Source organism: Gilliamella sp. B3482 (assembly GCF_026536805.1).
GTDB classification, from domain to species: Bacteria; Pseudomonadota; Gammaproteobacteria; order Enterobacterales; family Orbaceae; genus Gilliamella; species Gilliamella apicola_E.
In genome coordinates, this window is sequence record NZ_JAFNNL010000002.1 from 120,881 (window position 1) to 139,153 (window position 18,273).

Annotated in this window: 16 protein-coding genes; 5 read left to right on the top strand and 11 right to left on the bottom strand. The window is 34.5% G+C overall.

The genetic code is table 11. The annotated features are described in order from the left end of the window. Window positions 1-137 precede the first annotated feature (137 nt). The 8 genes from galM to trmB all read right to left on the bottom strand — a co-directional run bounded on the left by galM (window position 138) and on the right by trmB (window position 8,744). The gene (galM, locus tag J3U18_RS03755) at window positions 138-1,133 is read right to left on the bottom strand and encodes a galactose-1-epimerase (protein ID WP_267352967.1); all 996 of its coding nucleotides are present in this window, start codon (window positions 1,131-1,133) and stop codon (window positions 138-140) included. Beyond that, on the bottom strand, window positions 1,124-2,281 hold the full coding sequence (gene galK, locus J3U18_RS03760; protein ID WP_267352968.1) for a galactokinase: 1,158 nt from the start codon (window positions 2,279-2,281) through the stop codon (window positions 1,124-1,126). The genes galM and galK overlap by 10 nt, the downstream gene beginning before the upstream one ends. After that, a complete protein-coding gene (gene galT / locus J3U18_RS03765; protein ID WP_267352969.1) occupies window positions 2,282-3,331 on the bottom strand; it encodes a galactose-1-phosphate uridylyltransferase in 1,050 nt (349 codons plus the stop codon). A 50-nt stretch (window positions 3,332-3,381) separates the two neighbouring features. Continuing rightward, window positions 3,382-4,398, bottom strand: a complete 1,017-nt coding sequence (gene galE, locus J3U18_RS03770) for a UDP-glucose 4-epimerase GalE (protein WP_065563641.1) — start codon at window positions 4,396-4,398, stop codon at window positions 3,382-3,384. A gap of 36 nt (window positions 4,399-4,434) precedes the next feature. Continuing rightward, window positions 4,435-5,709 carry an MFS transporter gene (locus J3U18_RS03775; protein ID WP_256122109.1) on the bottom strand — a complete coding sequence of 425 codons (1,275 nt, stop codon included), beginning with the start codon at window positions 5,707-5,709 and terminating at the stop codon, window positions 4,435-4,437. Window positions 5,710-6,141: 432 nt separating this feature from the next. Next, window positions 6,142-7,302, bottom strand: coding sequence for a histidine-type phosphatase (locus tag J3U18_RS03780; RefSeq protein WP_267331820.1), 1,161 nt, complete (start codon window positions 7,300-7,302; stop codon window positions 6,142-6,144). Next, entirely contained in the window at window positions 7,299-8,024 is a 726-nt protein-coding gene (nfsA, locus tag J3U18_RS03785; RefSeq protein ID WP_267352970.1) for an oxygen-insensitive NADPH nitroreductase, read from the bottom strand. The genes J3U18_RS03780 and nfsA overlap by 4 nt, the downstream gene beginning before the upstream one ends. Before the next feature lie 18 nt (window positions 8,025-8,042). Then, on the bottom strand, window positions 8,043-8,744 hold the full coding sequence (gene trmB, locus J3U18_RS03790; protein WP_267352971.1) for a tRNA (guanosine(46)-N7)-methyltransferase TrmB: 702 nt from the start codon (window positions 8,742-8,744) through the stop codon (window positions 8,043-8,045). A gap of 260 nt (window positions 8,745-9,004) precedes the next feature. On the opposite strand from trmB, the gene J3U18_RS03795 reads away from it, so the two are divergent. Then, on the top strand, window positions 9,005-9,952 hold the full coding sequence (locus J3U18_RS03795; RefSeq protein WP_086319756.1) for a ribose-phosphate pyrophosphokinase: 948 nt from the start codon (window positions 9,005-9,007) through the stop codon (window positions 9,950-9,952). Between the two features lie 72 nt (window positions 9,953-10,024). Next, window positions 10,025-10,609, top strand: a complete 585-nt coding sequence (pth, locus tag J3U18_RS03800) for an aminoacyl-tRNA hydrolase (RefSeq protein ID WP_324169786.1) — start codon at window positions 10,025-10,027, stop codon at window positions 10,607-10,609. A 92-nt stretch (window positions 10,610-10,701) separates the two neighbouring features. Here the strand turns inward: pth and J3U18_RS03805 are convergent, their stop codons facing one another. From J3U18_RS03805 to J3U18_RS03815, 3 genes are all read right to left on the bottom strand, one after another. After that, complete coding sequence (locus J3U18_RS03805; RefSeq protein WP_267352972.1) at window positions 10,702-11,151, bottom strand: DUF3597 domain-containing protein; 450 nt, start codon at window positions 11,149-11,151, stop codon at window positions 10,702-10,704. A gap of 583 nt (window positions 11,152-11,734) precedes the next feature. Then, complete coding sequence (gene uxuA, locus J3U18_RS03810; protein WP_065734695.1) at window positions 11,735-12,916, bottom strand: mannonate dehydratase; 1,182 nt, start codon at window positions 12,914-12,916, stop codon at window positions 11,735-11,737. A 75-nt stretch (window positions 12,917-12,991) separates the two neighbouring features. Beyond that, entirely contained in the window at window positions 12,992-13,753 is a 762-nt protein-coding gene (locus J3U18_RS03815) for a GntR family transcriptional regulator (RefSeq protein ID WP_065734694.1), read from the bottom strand. A 278-nt stretch (window positions 13,754-14,031) separates the two neighbouring features. Here J3U18_RS03815 and J3U18_RS03820 point away from each other — a divergent pair, with 278 nt between their 5' ends. The 3 genes from J3U18_RS03820 to J3U18_RS03830 are packed head-to-tail and all read left to right on the top strand — an operon-like array spanning window position 14,032 to window position 18,225. Then, the gene (locus J3U18_RS03820) at window positions 14,032-15,501 is read left to right on the top strand and encodes a mannitol dehydrogenase family protein (RefSeq protein WP_267352973.1); all 1,470 of its coding nucleotides are present in this window, start codon (window positions 14,032-14,034) and stop codon (window positions 15,499-15,501) included. A 16-nt stretch (window positions 15,502-15,517) separates the two neighbouring features. Beyond that, a complete protein-coding gene (uxaC, locus tag J3U18_RS03825; RefSeq protein ID WP_267352974.1) occupies window positions 15,518-16,924 on the top strand; it encodes a glucuronate isomerase in 1,407 nt (468 codons plus the stop codon). A 35-nt stretch (window positions 16,925-16,959) separates the two neighbouring features. Then, on the top strand, window positions 16,960-18,225 hold the full coding sequence (locus J3U18_RS03830; protein WP_065563631.1) for an MFS transporter: 1,266 nt from the start codon (window positions 16,960-16,962) through the stop codon (window positions 18,223-18,225). Window positions 18,226-18,273: the final 48 nt, after the last annotated feature.

Here is an 18,273-nt window from a genome sequence, read left to right on the forward strand (position 1 = left end):
TCGTTTTTTATGTTCAAAAACCCCGTTCCTCAACTTTTTTTATTATCATAAATCTATTTGAGGTATGGTTAAACTTGTAGAATTTTTATTATTGATGAAATTATTTATTTTTCATCAATAATAAAAAGAGAAATTTATCAGCTTATAAAAAACTGATAGGTAATTTGGTGATGGTAAGTTTGTCCCGGTTCTAAGAAGCAGCTTGGTTGTGGCCATGTCAAATGATGAGGGCTATCGGGTAAAAACTGTGCTTCTAATGCTACTCCTGCAAAATTAGCATATTTACCATTGTGACGATTTGGTGTGTTGGCTAAAAAGTTACCAGTATAGACTTGTAGGGCAGGATAAGACGTTGTTACGTCCATTGTTACTTTTTTGTCTGACGATACAAGTTGAGCTGCAACTGGTTTTGATTTATCTAATAAGTAAGCGTGGTCATAACCGCCTGTGATTTTTCGTGCTGGGCTAGTTAGCAAATTATCGGATAGAACTCGTGATTGTCTTAAATCCATATCGTCTTGAGTAACATCAAGCAAATCATTGCATGGAATACCATTGGCATCGACAGGTAAATAATAGTTAGCATTTACTTTTAAACTGTGTGCAAGTATATCATTAGTTTCACCATCTAAATTAAAATAGGCATGGTTAGTTAAGTTAACTGGCGTACATTTGGTTGTGCTCGCATTATATTCGACGATGACTTGATTATCGTCAGTTAATGTATAACTAGCGGTAACTTTAAGTTCGCCAGGAAAGCCTTGGTCACCATCTGGAGAAATTAATCCAAATGTAACTTGTTGTTCCGATTGTGATTCAATTTTCCATATTTTTTTATCAAAGCCTGATTTGCCGCCATGTAACTGATTAACGCCTTGATTGGCAATAAGCTGATAATGTTTTCCTGCTATATCTATTTCAGCATTTGCAATGCGATTGGCATATCGTCCAACAGTAGCACCTAAATATGCATCTTGTTGTTCGTATTGTTCGAATGATTGGCAACCAAGTATTAGTTCTCGGTTTTTTCCTTCAACTTGCATGGTACAAGAAAGCCAAGTTGCGCCCCAATTGGACAATTTAATTTTCATGCCTTGGCTATTTTTAAGGGTAATAATTTGTTTTACAGACATAATTTATGAGCCCCTTCACTTGGCTGACAGATATAAAAATCTTCCTTAATATTAAATTTCTTATGATAGTTTTGGCTAACCACATCTTTTACCTCATCAACTTTGTTCTTAGGAACTAAGGCAACAACACAACCACCAAAACCACCACCCGTCATCCGTACCCCACCTTCATTTCCAATAACGTCTTGTATAATTTTAACCAGGTAGTCTATTGCAGGTACTGTGATTTCAAAATCATCGCGCATCGAATTGTGGCTTTCAGCCATTAATTTTGAGAGTAATGGATACTCTTCATTAGCAAGCGCATAAGCGGCTTTAAGTGTACGTTCATTTTCGGTAATGACATGATGAGCACGTTTAAATACTAGCGGATCGAGTGAGGATTTGATCTGTAGTAAATCAACCAATGATGCATCACGAAGGGCATTTACACCTAGCGCTTTGGCTGCGGCTTCGCATTGCTTACGACGAGTATTATATTCGCTATCAACTAATCCGCGTTTAATATTGGAATTAATGATTACAACGGCTAGATCTTTGGGGATAGAAATAGGTAATGCTTCTAATGATCGGCAATCAATTAATAAAGCATGTTGTGCTTGGCCAAGCGCGGATATTAATTGATCCATTATGCCACAGTTGCAACCAACATATTTGTTTTCTGCCTCTTGACCGATTAAGGCTATTTTTTTGCCATCAAAAGGTAGATCGTAAAGCACCTGAAACATTTTACCAATTGCAACTTCAAGTGAAGCGGATGAACTTAATCCTGCACCTTGTGGCACGTTACCACTGATAGCTAAATCAACACCTCTAATATCTTCTGAATATTTTACGATATATTGAATTACACCCCGGACATAATTCGCCCATTGGTAATTTGGATGTTTTTCAATTGAAGAATTAAGTAAAAATTGATCCTGTTCATTATTATAATCAACCGCTATTACCCTAATTAAGTTGTCAGAACGTTTGTGACAGCTAATTACAGTTTCATAATTGATGGCACAAGGTAATACAAAACCATCATTGTAATCTGTGTGCTCGCCTATCAAGTTTACTCTGCCCGGTGCTTGTACAATGGTATCGGGTTTATAACCAAATTGATCCTCAAATGCTTGCGCGGTTTTATTGATTAATGCTTTCATTTATTTATCCTTCTTATCTTTATAATGCACATCACTAACGTTGCGCAGTCTTTCGGCTGCTTGCTCTGGCGTTAAATCTCTTTGTACTTCAGCTAACATTTCATAACCTACCATGAATTTTTTTACGGTAGCTGAACGTAATAGCGGAGGATAAAAATGGGCGTGTACTTGCCAATAATCAGTATTTCCTTCCACAAATGGTGCACCATGCCATCCCATAGAGTAGGGGAAAGAGCAATTGAATAAATTATCATAATGACAGGTCAGTTTTTTTAATGCTAAGGCTAAATCTTTTTGCTCAGATTGGTTAAGCATTGTTAATCTAGCAATATGTTTCTTTGGCAATAGTAGGGTTTCAAATGGCCAAATAGCCCAAAAAGGAACGACGGCTAACCAATGTTCTGTTTCTACCACAATGCGTTCTTTATTGATCAACTCTTTTTCTACATAGTCTACTAATAAATTTCGTCCATTTTTTTGAAAATAGTTGCGCATATTGAGATCTTCTCGCGCTATTTCATTAGGGATAAAACTATTAGCCCAAACTTGTCCGTGCGGATGAGGGTTTGAACAGCCCATTGCTGTCCCTTTGTTTTCAAAAACTTGTACCCAAGGGTACTTTTTTCCTAGCTCTTGTTGCTGGGTGATCCAAGTTTTTATCACCGTTTCAATTGCAGGTAAATCAAGTTCAGGTAGAGTTTTACTGTGATCTGGTGAAAAACAGATAACTCGGCTTGTTCCTCTGGCACTTTGGATTTGAAATAGAGGATCGTTACTATCGGGTGAATTAGGCGTATCTTCCATTAATGCAGCAAAATCATTCGTGAAAACGTACGTTCCAGTGTAGTTAGGATTTATATCGCCAGTGACACGTTTATTGCCCGGACATAAATAACAATTAGGATCATAATGGGGTTTCTGTTCTTCATTTAAGGTTTCTTGTTGACCTTGCCAAGGGCGTTTTGCTCTGTGGGGCGAAACTAACACCCATTGTGCGGTCAATGGGTTATATCGGCGATGAGGATGATCAACTGGGTTAAAAATATCCATATTTGCCTCTTTAATTATAGTTTTACTGCGATTTTGGTGTAAACATTACTTTAATCAGGATAACCTTGCGGATTCTTTGATTGCCAATTCCATGAATCTTTTACCATATCATCAAGGGTTAACTTTGTTTTCCAACCTAATTGTTGTTCAGCTTTTTTCGCGTCAGCCCAAAATGCAGGTAGATCACCGGCTCGCCTTGGTGCGAAATGCCAATTAAGTGATTTTCCTGATGCCTTTTCAAAGGCTTTTATCACTTGCAGTACACTGAAGCCTACACCAGAACCTAAATTATAGATATGAACTCCAGCTTTATTTCTATCAGTTTTAAGTGCTGCAATATGACCATCTGCTAAATCCACAACGTGAATAAAGTCACGCACACATGTGCCATCAACTGTTGGGTAATCATTACCAAATACTGATAGCGATTCTCGTTTGCCTATTGCAACTTGGGTAATGAAAGGCATCAGATTATTGGGCACGCCAAGCGGATCTTCTCCCATTAAACCGCTAGGATGAGCACCTACAGGATTGAAATATCGCAGTAAAGTTAAGGACCAATCAGGTTCAGCAATAGCTAAATCCATCATACATTGTTCAACCATAAGCTTACTTTTTCCATACGGGCTAGTTGGTAAACCTTGTGGTAATGTTTCGACGTAAGGAACTGGCGCTAGCTCACCATATACGGTAGCTGAAGAACTAAAGACTAATTGTTTAACGCCAGCATCACGCATTGCTTTCATTAAAACAATACTGCCATAAACATTATTTTCATAGTATTCAAGTGGTTTATATACTGATTCACCAACGGCTTTCAATCCTGCAAAATGAATAACAGCTTTAATATCGTGTTCTTTAAAAATTCTTGCAAGCAAATTTCCATCACAAACATCACCATGATAGAAATCGACTGATTTTCCTGTGATGGTTTTTATTCTTTCTAATACTGAGGCTTTACTATTAAATAAATTATCAATAATAATAGGAGTATAGCCAGCAAGAATTAATTGAACACAAGTGTGACTGCCTATATACCCACAACCACCTGTTACTAATATTTTCATTTTGATACCTTAATTTTTTGAATTGTTATTATTTAACTATTCTTCAATTTCAACGTTGCTTTTCTTTTTGAAAAGATCCAAAGGTCCACGCCCTGATAAGGTGAAAGCAGAAATAAGTGTAAAACTTAATGCAATTAAGCCAAGCACTAAATATGCCCCTTCAAATCCAATTTTAACATACATTAAACCAGCAAAGGTGGACATAAACATTATAGATAATTGTTTTGCAAAACAAAAAGCAATTAAGTAAACAGTTGCTGATAATCGAATTGGGAAATGTTTTGTAATATATTTAAATGCACCAACTAACAATAAAGGTGCTTCGAACATATGTAAGGTTTTTAAAATAATAACTTCAACTGCGCTACTAGCAAATGCTGAACCTGTAATACGAATTGACATAATTGCACCAGCAACGAGTAACGTATTTTTACTTCCGATTTTCATGACAATAATTGGAGCAAAAAACATTACAGTCGCATTTAAAAATTCACCCAGTGTTGTGACGTAGCCAAATGCTTCACGACCAACTTGTTCACTTGAGAAAAATGAGGTGAAGAAGTTAGCAAATTGCTGATCAAATACATCATAAGTACAAGCCACACCAATAATGTAGAGCATAAAATACCAAGTTTTAGGCATTTTAAGTAAATTAACCGCAAGTTTTAAATTAAATGGTTCAGGTTTATTTAGTCCCATTTGGTCTACAACATCTGTGGTTGCTGTTTTAGCTGGATCGGCTATTTTGACTAAAATAAGTAACACTAAGGCAAAGCCAGAACATAACCAAAAAACAGCATTAATATCCTTAGAAATCATGATTCCAACAAATGAAGCACAAATCGCCCAGCCGAAGCAACCAAACATACGGCAACGACCAAATTCAAATCCACTACGTCTACTGATTTTTTCAACTAATGCTTCAATTGCAGGAGCACCACCACTAAAGACCATACCAAGATATAAGCCGCCTGCAGTAGCCCCTAGAGTAACATTTAGTTTAAGTAAAGGACCTAATATAAATATAAAGAATGGTCCAAATAAAACTAAAAGGAAGGTGATAATCCAAAGAAGGTGTTTTCTTAAACCTAACTTATCGGATATCAACCCAAATAACGGCTGAAAGAATAGTGCAAATAATGAGATAAATGAGAAAACATATCCAGTATCCGCTTGATCTAAACCTATCATTTTTAACCAAACTGGGAAAAATGGAAAGTAAGCTCCCATAATGAAAAAATAGAGAAAAAAGTAGAGGCTAAATACCCAATAATTTTTGTTATGCATTGCAGATTTAATTTTCTGATTCATAGTGAATTTCCTTTGCTAAGCTTTAAATGATTACCTAATCATTCAGAAATCGTTTATGTAAGAAATAAACTAAAAGCTATAAATTGCTCAGGATAATAACATTAAAAAAATGCAAAAAAAGTGATCTAGTTAACATTTTGTGAAATCGATTACATTTTTATTAAATTATTTTGGGTAAGTTAAATAACATCCAAATAAGTTATATCAAAATTCAATATGTGCCTAATTGAAATAGTAATTCATAGTATTTTAAATAAGTTTTAGGTAATGAATTTTATACAATTAATAGATACTTATGAAAATTATTATCTATTTTGTGGTATCGATTACATTTTGAGGCGAAATTAAAATAACAATTTTAAATGTGTCTGATATTTATAGATTGCCTAATGATTTGAAACTTAAAGTCATATCGGCAATCTAATCTGAATTTTATTGAAACTCTTTTAGCCTATTTTCAAAATGTTGCCATGGGTAGAATCCATCACTGTTTTGTTCTGCATTAAGCAACTTAAGTTGATAATGTTGTGGTGGATTATTAATATCAATAGCTTCACCAGTAAATAGTTGATCAAAACTTTGGTAGACATATTCAGCTTTGAAGAAGTATTCACCTGATGGTAGATGGCGGTAACGTTGAAATATAACCATTCCGCCAATTGGTGTATTTTCAAATTGATTAGGCAGTTGATATTCAGCAAAATCCAAAGCACCGAGCAGTGCAGCAATAGTACTATCATGACCAACCAATAAATTGACTTTATGAGATTGACTGTGTATTAAATCATCTATCTTATTGATTAATAATTTACTAATACTTCGTGCAATCGTTTTAGAGTGAAAAACTAAGTTAATATAGTGGTTACGAATTTGTATTATTTGTTGCCATTGTTCTTGGCTGGTTATTCTTCCCCAAGCAATTTGTTCTTTAGGAAATGCAGAGTAATACTGTAATAAAAAAGCATCAACGGCACAGATTCCAATTGCTAATGGTCCATGTAATTCGGGTTCTTCATTTTTCACAAAATGAAGCTCATAAGGAATATCAGCAAAATCACATTTAAGTTCAGAATATAATTGCGAATTTTTATAATCTAATATATCCGACACGATTTGATAAGCCGGCGCTAAATTTTTGAAAATTGATGCTGCTTTGTCTGCATCATTAATATCTTTTAAGACTTTTTGTTTAATTTCTGGGGAGTCATCTTGTACACTTGGATCAAAAATAGGATCCATTTTTTCGATGGTATATTTGTGATGAACAGGTATGTCATAACCAGCATAAGCACCGCCAACTAAGAATTGAGCCGTAGCTACTGTTCTTTGAAGGCTATTTGCATAAACATATATATCAGGATTCTCTGGTGAGAGCTTAATATTTCGTTGCTCTAGCCATTGTGATAGATAATGTCCAAAAAACGTTTCTAAAACGGCGCCTCGTGTTGTTAGATAACCATAAGCATGATCCCAAATTGGCCATTTAAAAGGGCTTGATTTTTCTAAGAACGCTATCGTGTTTTCTAATGGAGTACGTATGCCATGGCGACTTAGTATAACGACTTTGTCTAACTGATATTGAGTGTTGTTCATTTAGTTATCCATCCTTGTTCATGCAAATAAGTTAAAATGAAATCTCTTTGCCCTTTGATAATTGTTTCAGCAATTTTATCACTCCAACCACTTGCTTTTTGATTTGTCTGTCGATGACTATAGTATTCACTCATTTGAGTATCGTATTTTGCTAATAGTTGATCATCTATTGGTTGATAGTAATTTTCAAAAAACACTAATTCTTTCGGTAATCTTGGTTTTATTTCTGGATTTTGATCAGGATGACCGATACAAAGCCCAAATAAAGGAAGGACATATTTAGGTAATGCTAGTAATTCGGTAACTTTCGAAATATTATTGCGTAATCCACCAATGAAAACAGTTCCTAAACCTAATGACTGTGCTGCAATAACGGCGTTTTGCGCCATAAGTGCCGTATCGATACAGCCAACTAAAAGCTGCTCAGCTTTTTCAAGTGGAATAGTTGAATCAATTTGAAAGTGGCGATTAAAATCGGCACAGAATACCCAAAATTCAGAAGCTTGATTAATATAACTTTGCTCTCCTGAATAATGTGCTAGCTTTGAACGATTATCGCTGTCTGTAATTCGGATAATTGTGGTGCATTGTAGAAAATTAGAGCTCGGAGCCGATTGTGCCGCTTGAAAAATTGATTCCAACTGTTCATTAGTCAGTGGTGTTGATTTATAAGACCGAATTGAGTGGCGCTGACAAATTAAATCGATTGTTTCATTTTGCATATTGGCTCCTAGGCACCATTATTTTTTTATAAATTGCAAATCCCAAACACCATGCCCTAGATTTTGCCCACGTTTTTCAAATTTGGTAATAGGTCTGTCATCAGGTCTCGGGATATAGTCATTTGTTGTAGATAAATTTTTAAACCCATCAGCTTGACTTAATACTTCAAGCATATGCTCAGCATAATGTTGCCAGTCAGTAGCTAAATGTAATACACCATTAACTTTTAATTTTTCATGAATTAATTTAACAAATTCAGGTTGAATAATTCTGCGTTTATTGTGCCTTGCTTTATGCCAAGGGTCAGGGAAGAAAATTTGAACTTTATCTAATGATTCATTAGTTATCATATTTTCTAATACTTCAACTGCATCATGACACATTACTTTTAAATTGGTTAATTTATTTTCTTCGATTGCCATTAAGCAAGCGCCTACGCCTGGTCGATGGACTTCAATCCCTATAAAATTTTTGTCTGGTGAGGATTTTGCCATCTCAATCAATGATGCACCCATACCGAAACCGATTTCTAGAACCAGCGGTTTGTCATTTTCGAAAGTGATTTGTGAGTGTGCATTATATTCAATGCCATATATAGGCCATAAATGAGTTAAAGCTTGTTGCTGCCCTTTAGTTAAGCGGCCTTGTCTCAATACAAAACTACGTATTGTTCGTTTAGATTCTGTCTCTTGATTATTCGTTTTTAATTGTTCACTCATTGTGTGTCTGCTGTTAGTATTAAATGATTTATCAAGGTAATTATTCACCTTTGTGGTACAGTATTTTAACCGATTTTTAATCTACTTCAAAAAACATCATTTTAACTTATATTTCTATATATTATTGTGATAGATATAAAATATTTGTAATAATTTTTTATAATGTAGTTGAGGATGATCTGTAAATGATTATATAATTATCACTCCGATTTAACCGATTACGTTTTATGTAATCATGATTACATGCTTGAGGATTTCTCGTGCCTGATATGAAGCTTTTTGCTGGTAACGCCACACCCGAACTAGCAAAACGTATAGCTAATCGTCTTTATACTTCTCTTGGTGATATTATTGTTAGCCGTTTTAGTGATGGTGAAGTCAATGTCCAAATTAATGAAAATGTCCGTGGTGAAGATGTTTTTATTATCCAATCAACTTGTGCGCCTACAAATGACAATTTAATGGAATTACTAGTAATGATTGATGCGATGCGTCGAGCATCTGCCGGTCGTATTACTGCTGTTATTCCTTATTTTGGTTATGCAAGACAAGATCGTCGAGTGCGTTCAGCCCGTGTGCCTATTACAGCTAAAGTTGTTGCAGACTTTTTATCAACTGTTGGTGTAGATAGGGTTTTAACGGTTGATCTTCATGCTGAACAAATTCAAGGCTTTTTTGATGTACCTGTTGATAACGTATTTGGTAGCCCTGTAATTTTAGAAGATATGCTACAACGTGATTTTGAACGCCCAATCGTGGTATCACCAGATATTGGTGGTGTTGTTCGTGCACGTGCAATTGCAAAACTTTTAAATGATACTGACATGGCCATTATTGATAAACGTCGTCAACGTGCAAATGAAGCAGAAGTGATGAATATTATTGGTGATGTAGCCGACAGAGATTGTATTTTAGTTGATGATATGATTGATACTGCCGGAACACTTTGTAAAGCGGCTGATGCATTGAAAGCTCGTGGTGCAAAACGTGTTTTCGCTTATGCAACTCACCCTATTTTCTCAGGAAAAGCGGTAAGTAACATTAAAGATTCTGCCATTGATGAAATTGTAGTTTGTGACACAATTCCATTAACAGCAGAAGTGAAAGCATTGAAAAATGTACGCCAACTTACATTATCAGGTATGCTTGCTGAAGCAATTCGACGTATTAGTAACGAAGAATCAATTTCAGCAATGTTCCATCAATAATCTTTTTTTCTGAATTAGATAAATGCCCCTTCTAGGGGCTTTTTTGCTAATAATAATTGACGACAGACTATTATGACAACAATTAAACTTATTGTAGGTTTAGCTAATCCAGGTAACGAATATGCTGCAACTCGCCATAATGCAGGTGCTTGGTATGTAGATCTTCTTGCTGAACGTTATAACCAACCGCTAAAAATTGATCCTAAATTTTTTGGATATAGCTCACGGATTAATATTCATGGTCATGATGTCCGTTTGTTAGTACCAACTACCTTTATGAATTTAAGTGGTAAAGCTGTTCAAGCAATGGCTTCTTTTTATCAAATTCAGCCCGATGAGATATTAGTTGCTCATGATGAGTTAGATCTTAATCCAGGTATTGCTAAATTGAAATTTGGTGGTAGTCATGGCGGTCATAATGGATTGAAAGATATTGCAAATAAACTTGGCAATAATTTGAATTTTTATCGGTTAAGAATTGGTATTGGACACCCTGGTGATAAGAATAAAGTAGTTGGTTATGTATTAAATAAACCATCTAAACCAGAACAAGATTTAATTGATAAAGCAATCGATGAATCAGTATATTGCACAGATATCTTACTGAAAGATGGACTAGAAAGTGCAATGAATCGTTTGCATTCATTCAAAGCTTAAATTTGCTAAGATTAATATTTTCTGTATTCAACTAAATTAAAAAAAATCCACCTGATTAACAGGTGGATGACAAATCACGTATTCATTCCAGACTAAGAAAATAAGTGAGTAACGTTACCACCTTTTTCAGCAATTTTCTTCATAACTTCTTTAATCAACCATGTATTCATTGCTGCTGTATCGTCTGTACTACCGGTATAATTAAGTTCAGTTGCTAATTTTTTACGTGCATCTAAACTGTTATCAATACCTAATAATTTCAATAAATCAACAATTGATGTCTTCCAGTTAAGTTTTTCAGGAAATTTTTTAGCTAAATTATCTAAAATTGACATCACATCGATTTCAGAAATCGGATTTTTATTTTCTGATGTATTTTGTTGATTTTGGTCTGTATTACTATCTGTGTTGTTACTTGATGTTTTGTCTTTAACGGTGTCAGTGATTTTATCAACTTGCTCTTTCACTGCATCTTTTGCATGACCTACAGCGGCTTGTGCGCTTGGAAATATTTTAGAAAAAATATTATTTAAGATACCCATTTTACACCCCTTATGTTTAAACTGCTTATTAAAAAACTGCTTAACGATATAGATGTAGAAAATATCCCCTAAAGTATAGCTGTTAAATATAAATTGTGTCAAAGCAACAATGAACCAATAGCATTTTTTGTAATAATACTATTAGGGTTTTAGAAATATATTTTTATTCAATAGCTCATATTTTCAAATTAATTAAAGCTATCGACAATCAAAAAACTTATTATACCAATTTGAGAAAGTATTGTGATATACATCACAAATTCAATAAATAACTCAATACAGCGACTAAAAATAATAGTAGTATTTGGTTCACCAATTATTGGTTATATTTTATTTGAATAAATAATTGGATAGACAGTAAAATTTCTTTCTTTAATATGATGTTTTTTAAGCAGTGCTTATTCGGCTATCTTTTTGGTGTTGCTTTAAATAAAAAATATCGATAATAAATATTTAAAATCATGATTTTAAATAAAGACATTCTAACTATATAAGAACAATAGCGTGTATATCACGCTATTTTTATGTTCAAATAAAAAAAAGCCCAATATTATGGGCTTTTCTAGTCAAAGGCGATTAGTCTTTATTCAAAAAATGCACGTCTAATCGCATATTCAACGCCGCGAATTTCTGCCAAACCTCTTAAGCGTCCTATTGCAGAATAACCTGGATTGGTTTTCTTTTTAAGATCGTCAAGCATTTGGTGACCATGATCAGGACGAACTGGTATTAAACGTTTGATTCCCGCTTTTTTACGTCGTTCTTCTTCAGCAATAAGCACTTTAATTACGCCATACATATCAACATCACCTGCTAAGTGATCACCTTCGTGGAAAGATAATGGATTATCTTCACGAACTGTTGCGCGCAAATGAATAAAGTGAACTCTATCAGCAAATTTTTCAGCCATTGTAACTAAATCATTATCGCTACGAACGCCATAAGAACCAGTACAGAAGCAGAATCCGTTATGAATGCTATCAACTGTTTCTTTTATCCACTGCATATCTTCAATAGTTGAAACAATGCGTGGTAAACCTAAAATAGGTCTAGGAGGATCATCAGGATGAACAGTCAGAACAACGCCAACTTCTTCGGCGACTGGAACGATAGCTTTCAAGAAATAAGCATAATTTTCACGTAATTTAGCTTTATCAATACCGTCATATGTTGCAAGATGCGCTCGAAATTGATCTAGTGAGTAACCTTCTTCGGCACCTGGTAACCCAGCGATAATATTTCCAACAAGTTTATCTTTATCGGCTTGCGTCATATTTTCAAAATATTTTTTTGCTGAAATCTGATCTTCTTGTGAATAATCTTTTTCGGCATTAGGTCGCTTTAAAATATGAATATCAAATGCAGCAAAAGCAATTTGATCGAAACGTAGAGCTCTTGAACCGTCAGATAATTCATAACCTAGATCGGTGCGAGTCCAGTCTAATACTGGCATAAAATTGTAACAAACAGTATCAATACCACAAGCGGCTAAATTACGAATTGATTGTTGATAATTGGCAATATGTTGTTCAACGTTGCCAGAATGGGTTTTAATTTCTTCGTGAACAGGAATACTTTCAACAACTGACCAAGTTAGACCTTTGTCTTCAATCATTTTTTTTCGTTTTTTTATTTCGTCGATTGTCCAGATTTCACCATTGGGAATATGATGTAAAGCTGTAACAATTCCTGTTGCCCCTGATTGTCTAATATCGTCCAATGATACAGGGTCGTTAGGTCCAAACCAACGCATTGTTTGTTCCATTTAAATTCTCCTCAAAGATACTTCATTTACAAAATTATTCTAAAATGAAGATCCATAAACAATGCATATTTGTTTCTATTGGTTAACGATAGTGACCGGTATAGAGTCAAATAAATAACCATCAAAATTTGGATCTTCACTGTCAGAAACAGTCATTAATGTTTGTTTAACATTTTCTAAGTGCTGCCACATAGCATGGCGTGCAGCCATTGCATCTTTTAACTGTAATGCCTGTAGAATTTTTTCATGATCATATAACCATTTTTTTCGATAACTATGATCGGTTATTCTACTTTGTAGTTGGTCCCACATTTTACTTGATGAACGTTTTGTCCATAGATCTTCTAATAACCGCTCAAGTATTGAGTTCTTTGTGGCTCGAGCTATTGCAATATGAAACATTTCATCAGCACTATAGTCATCAAGTACATCTTGTTCTAAAATTTGACGTTCTTGTTCTAATATAGCTCTTAACTCTACAATATCAGCTTTTACAATTTGTGAGGCAGCAAAAGCGGCAATATTACTTTCAATTAATTGTCTCGCTTGTAATAATTCAAAAGGACCAAAATCCTCTTCTTCTATTTCCCTGTCTTTTTCAGACAAGAACTCGCTTGGTAAACCAATTACATAAACACCAGAGCCTTTTTTTACTTCAACTAATTTTTCAAGCTCTAACATAATTAATGCTTCTCGAACTACCGTTCTGCTAACATCAAAGGTCTCAGCAATATCTCTTTCTGGTGGTAGACGGTCACCAATTTTAAAAGTTCCACTTTTTAATAACAATTTTAACTCATTACCAATTTCTTGATAGAGTCGTTTGCCTCTTGGCATAATCTATAATCCTCAGAATACTATTAAGTTTATTGAAGATAATTATACGCTAATTATTAAACTCCTCTAAGTTAATAATAAAAGAAATCCATTACATCTTTAAATTGGTTTACCAATATTGTCGGCCATTATAAAGATTTTAGCAAACATCCCTATAAAATAAACCAAAAAATGTGACGCGAATCACAAAAATTGAAAAATAAAGATGAAAATTTTGTCAACAAATGAAAATATGTCTAACCAATAAATATTGCAGTTAGTTAATTACGGTGTATAAAATGTTGAATTTATTAGAAATACCACAATCAATCAAAAATAAACCTTTATACAATAGGGAGAAAATGACCGCTCGTATTGTACATATAGGTTTTGGTGCATTTCACAGAGCACATCAGGCACTATTTACTGATCGTTTATTGAATAAAGGTAATAGTGATTGGGCTATCTGCGAGGTAAATATTGTTGGTGGTGAAGAGTTAATCAATCATATTAGAAAACAAGATCATCTATATACAGTGCTTGAAAAAGGCGCGACATCTAAACAAGCCTATATTATTGGAAGTGTAAAAGAATCATTACTAGCACCAACAGACGGTATTGAAACAATTTTAGAAAAAATGGCTGATCCTATTGTCGAAATTGTTTCATTAACGGTAACTGAAAAAGGTTACTGCATGTTGCCTGGTGGGACTGGTTTGGATTTGAATAATGAATTAATCAAAGCAGATTTAGCTTCTCCAAGTAAACCTATGTCAGCGCCAGGTGTTATTGTTGAAGCTTTATATAGAAGAATGCAAAGAGGATTGAAATCGTTTACGGCTTTATCATGTGACAACATGCCAGAAAATGGTTTAGTTTTGAGGAAAGCTATTTTAGATTTAGCAAATGCTCGCGATCCAGAGCTTGCTAAATGGATTGAAAGTAATACAACTTTCCCTTGTACAATGGTTGACCGTATTGTTCCTGCTGCAACATCTGAAACCTTAGAAGAAATTCAAGATGTATTAGGTGGAATGTATGATCCGTGTGGTATTGCTTGTGAGCCATTTATTCAATGGGTAATTGAAGATAATTTTGTGACTTCACGACCTAATTGGAACGAAGCTGGTGCTGAATTTGTTGATAATGTTGTGCCATATGAAGAAATGAAACTTCGAATGCTAAATGGTAGCCATTCATTTCTAGCCTATTTAGGTTATTTAGCTGGTTATGAGCATATCAATGATTGTATGAATGACGAAAATTATAAAAAAGCGACTTTATCGTTAATGATGCAACAGCAAGCACCAACCTTGAATGTTCCACCACATGTTAATTTACAACAATATGCTGAAAAACTTATTGAAAGATTTAGTAACCCATCACTAAAACATAGAACATGGCAAATCGCTATGGATGGTACACAAAAACTACCGCAACGCATACTTGATTCTATCCGTTGGCATATTAAACATAATTCTGATTTTTCATTACTAGCTTTAGGAGTAGCTGGTTGGATGCGATATGTTGGTGGTATTGATGACCATAAACAAGTAATCGATATTCGTGATCCAATGGTTGATGAGTTAAAAAAACTTGTTGCTGAGAGTGATGAAGGGGTAGAAAGAGTTAACTCGTTATTAAGTTTAGAAGCTGTTTTTAGATCAGATTTACCAGCCAATTCATTATTCAGAGAAAAAATAACAGAACATTATCTTTCTTTAATGAAAAAAGGTGCTAAACAGACTATTAAGGATTTAGCTTTATAAATTGGAAAGAAAAACAATGAAAAAATTCTTAGATGATAACTTTTTGTTACAAACTGATGCGGCACAAAAGCTTTATTTTGATTACGCTGAAGATCAACCCATATACGATTATCATTGCCATTTACCACCAAAAGATATTGCTGAAAATAAAAATTTCCGTAATTTAGCTGAAATTTGGTTAGCAGGTGATCATTACAAATGGCGAGTGTTACGGACAGCTGGAATTGATGAAAAATATATCACAGGTGATGCATCTGACTATGAAAAATATCTTACTTGGGCAAAAGTTGTTCCTTTAACGCTTGGAAACCCGATTTACCATTGGACTCATCTGGAGTTAAAAAGACCATTTGGTATAAAAAATATTCTTCTTAACGAAAAAACAGCTGATAAAATTTGGTCTGAGGCTAATGATAAATTAGCGACTGCTGAATTCTCAACCAGAGGTATTTTGACACAAATGAATGTCAAAGCAGTAGGAACAACTGATGACCCTATTGATTCACTTGAATATCACAAACAAATCGCTTTAGATGCTTCATTTAAAACTAAAGTAAGACCAAGTTGGCGACCAGACAGAGTTTTTAAAATAGAACTAACAGGCTTTGTTGATTATATTGTTGAATTAGGAAAAGTAACTGATATTGAAATTAATAGTTTTGAAAAATTACTTTGTGCGTTAACCAAACGATTAGATCATTTTGAACAACATGGTTGTGAAGCTGCAGATCATGGCATCGAAATTCTCCGTTATGCTGATATTCCTTCGGAAAAACAGCTTGATCAAATAATAGCAAAACGTCTTGCTAATCAGTCCCTTTCTGAACTGGAAATTGCACAATTTAGTACAGCAGTACTTGTTTGGTTAGGTAAGCAATATCATAAACGTAATTGGGTTATGCAATTACATTTAGGAGCTTTGCGTAATAATAATCAACGAATGTTTAAAATACTTGGTCCTGATGCTGGGTTTGACTCGATTGGTGATAGACCCATCGCCGAACCACTTTCTTCATTATTAGGTATTTTGGACTTAACTGATGAACTGCCTAAAACTATTTTGTATTGTCTAAACCCTCGTGATAATGAGGTCTTAGCGACTATGGCTGGTAACTTTCAAGGTTCAAATATTGCAGGAAAAATTCAATTTGGTTCGGGCTGGTGGTTCAATGACCAAAAAGATGGAATGGAACGTCAGATAATGCAACTTTCTCAAATGGGATTATTAAGTCAATTTGTCGGTATGTTAACTGATTCCCGTAGTTTTTTATCATTTACAAGACATGAATATTTTAGACGAATTCTTTGTAATATGGTGGGGAATTGGATGGAAAATGGAGAAATTCCTGAAGATTTTGAATTAGTTGGCAACATGATTAGAAATATTTGTTTTAACAATGCAAATCATTATTTTTCTAAATAATACGAATTAACAATAAATAAGATGAAGGAAATAAAATGAGAACAATTCCAAAATTTCGGTGGTACATGATTTTACTTGTCTGTGCTATTACAATAATCAATTATCTTGATCGAACGGCATTAGGAGTTGCCGCGCCGACAATTTTAGAAACCACAGGTATTACTAAAGAGCAATATTCTTGGATTGTTAGCGCATTCCAGTTAGCGTATACGATAGGTCAACCTATCATGGGCTTTTTTATTGATACTATAGGTCTAAGACTTGGGTTTGCTATCTGTGCGGTAATTTGGGGATTAGCAACCATGGGTCATGCATTGACAGGTACATGGCAAGGTTTAGCTTTCATGCGCGGTGTAATGGGCTTTAGTGAAGCATCAGCTATCCCAGCAGGAATAAAAACTGCCTCTATATGGTTCCCTGCAAAAGAAAGAGGGATCGCATCAGGTGTGTTTAATATGGGGACATCTTTTGGTGCTATGTTAGCTCCCCCTCTAATCGCTTGGTGTATTTTATTCCAAGGTTGGGAATTTGCTTTCGTTGTTTCTGGTTCGTTAGCATTAATTGCTGCTCTTGCTTGGTTTATTTTTTATCGTGACCCTAAAGATTCAAAAATATTGTCTCCTGAAGAAAGAGAATATATTGAAGCAGGTCAAGAAAAATATTTAGACAATGATAAAGAAAAAGTATCTTTAAAAACGATCCTTACTCAGCGTAATTTCTGGGGGATTGGTATTGCACGTTTTCTTGCAGATCCAGCTTGGGGGACAATCAATTTTTGGGTGCCAATTTTCTTCGTTGAAACATTACACTTTAGTTTAAAAGAAATTGCTATGTTTGTTTGGCTACCGTTTTTGATGGCTGATCTAGGCTGTTTAGCAAGTGGTTTTGTTGCGAAGTTTTTTAATGACCGTGGAATATCATTAATCAATTCAAGATTGATCACCTTTACCATCGGCGCTGTGTTAATGATGACCATTGGTTTTGTTAGTATTGTTGAAAACCCATACTTAGCGGTATTTTTAATCAGCCTTGGTGGTTTTTCACATCAATTGTTATCTACTGTTGCATCAACTTTAGGTGGCGATTTATTTAAGAAAAATCAGGTTGCTACAGCAGTTGGGATGGCCGGTGCTTGTGCTTGGACAGGTCAATTAATATTTAACCTTTTCATTGGTGCATTTGTAGGCATAATTGGTTTTGGTCCTTTCTTTATTGCATTAGCTTTCTTTGATGTAATCGGTGCAATTGTGCTTTGGACATTTATTCGCGAGAACCAAGTTAATCAAAGTACCACTAATTAATCATAACTAGATAACTAACAAATAATTAATAATAACTAACATAGGTAG

What these genes read in the sequence shown, in the direction of transcription:
- uxaC (WP_267352974.1), top strand. Translation starts at nt 15,518, where the DNA reads ATGAAAAAATTCTTAGATGATAACTTTTTGTTACAAACTGATGCGGCA.
- J3U18_RS03820 (WP_267352973.1), top strand. Translation starts at nt 14,032, where the DNA reads ATGTTGAATTTATTAGAAATACCACAATCAATCAAAAATAAACCTTTA.
- galM (WP_267352967.1), bottom strand. Translation starts at nt 1,133, where the DNA reads ATGTCTGTAAAACAAATTATTACCCTTAAAAATAGCCAAGGCATGAAA.
- uxuA (WP_065734695.1), bottom strand. Translation starts at nt 12,916, where the DNA reads ATGGAACAAACAATGCGTTGGTTTGGACCTAACGACCCTGTATCATTG.
- J3U18_RS03775 (WP_256122109.1), bottom strand. Translation starts at nt 5,709, where the DNA reads ATGAATCAGAAAATTAAATCTGCAATGCATAACAAAAATTATTGGGTA.
- galK (WP_267352968.1), bottom strand. Translation starts at nt 2,281, where the DNA reads ATGAAAGCATTAATCAATAAAACCGCGCAAGCATTTGAGGATCAATTT.
- J3U18_RS03805 (WP_267352972.1), bottom strand. Translation starts at nt 11,151, where the DNA reads ATGGGTATCTTAAATAATATTTTTTCTAAAATATTTCCAAGCGCACAA.
- trmB (WP_267352971.1), bottom strand. Translation starts at nt 8,744, where the DNA reads ATGAGTGAACAATTAAAAACGAATAATCAAGAGACAGAATCTAAACGA.
- J3U18_RS03780 (WP_267331820.1), bottom strand. Translation starts at nt 7,302, where the DNA reads ATGAACAACACTCAATATCAGTTAGACAAAGTCGTTATACTAAGTCGC.
- pth (WP_324169786.1), top strand. Translation starts at nt 10,025, where the DNA reads ATGACAACAATTAAACTTATTGTAGGTTTAGCTAATCCAGGTAACGAA.
- galT (WP_267352969.1), bottom strand. Translation starts at nt 3,331, where the DNA reads ATGGATATTTTTAACCCAGTTGATCATCCTCATCGCCGATATAACCCA.
- nfsA (WP_267352970.1), bottom strand. Translation starts at nt 8,024, where the DNA reads ATGCAAAATGAAACAATCGATTTAATTTGTCAGCGCCACTCAATTCGG.
- galE (WP_065563641.1), bottom strand. Translation starts at nt 4,398, where the DNA reads ATGAAAATATTAGTAACAGGTGGTTGTGGGTATATAGGCAGTCACACT.
- J3U18_RS03815 (WP_065734694.1), bottom strand. Translation starts at nt 13,753, where the DNA reads ATGCCAAGAGGCAAACGACTCTATCAAGAAATTGGTAATGAGTTAAAA.
- J3U18_RS03830 (WP_065563631.1), top strand. Translation starts at nt 16,960, where the DNA reads ATGAGAACAATTCCAAAATTTCGGTGGTACATGATTTTACTTGTCTGT.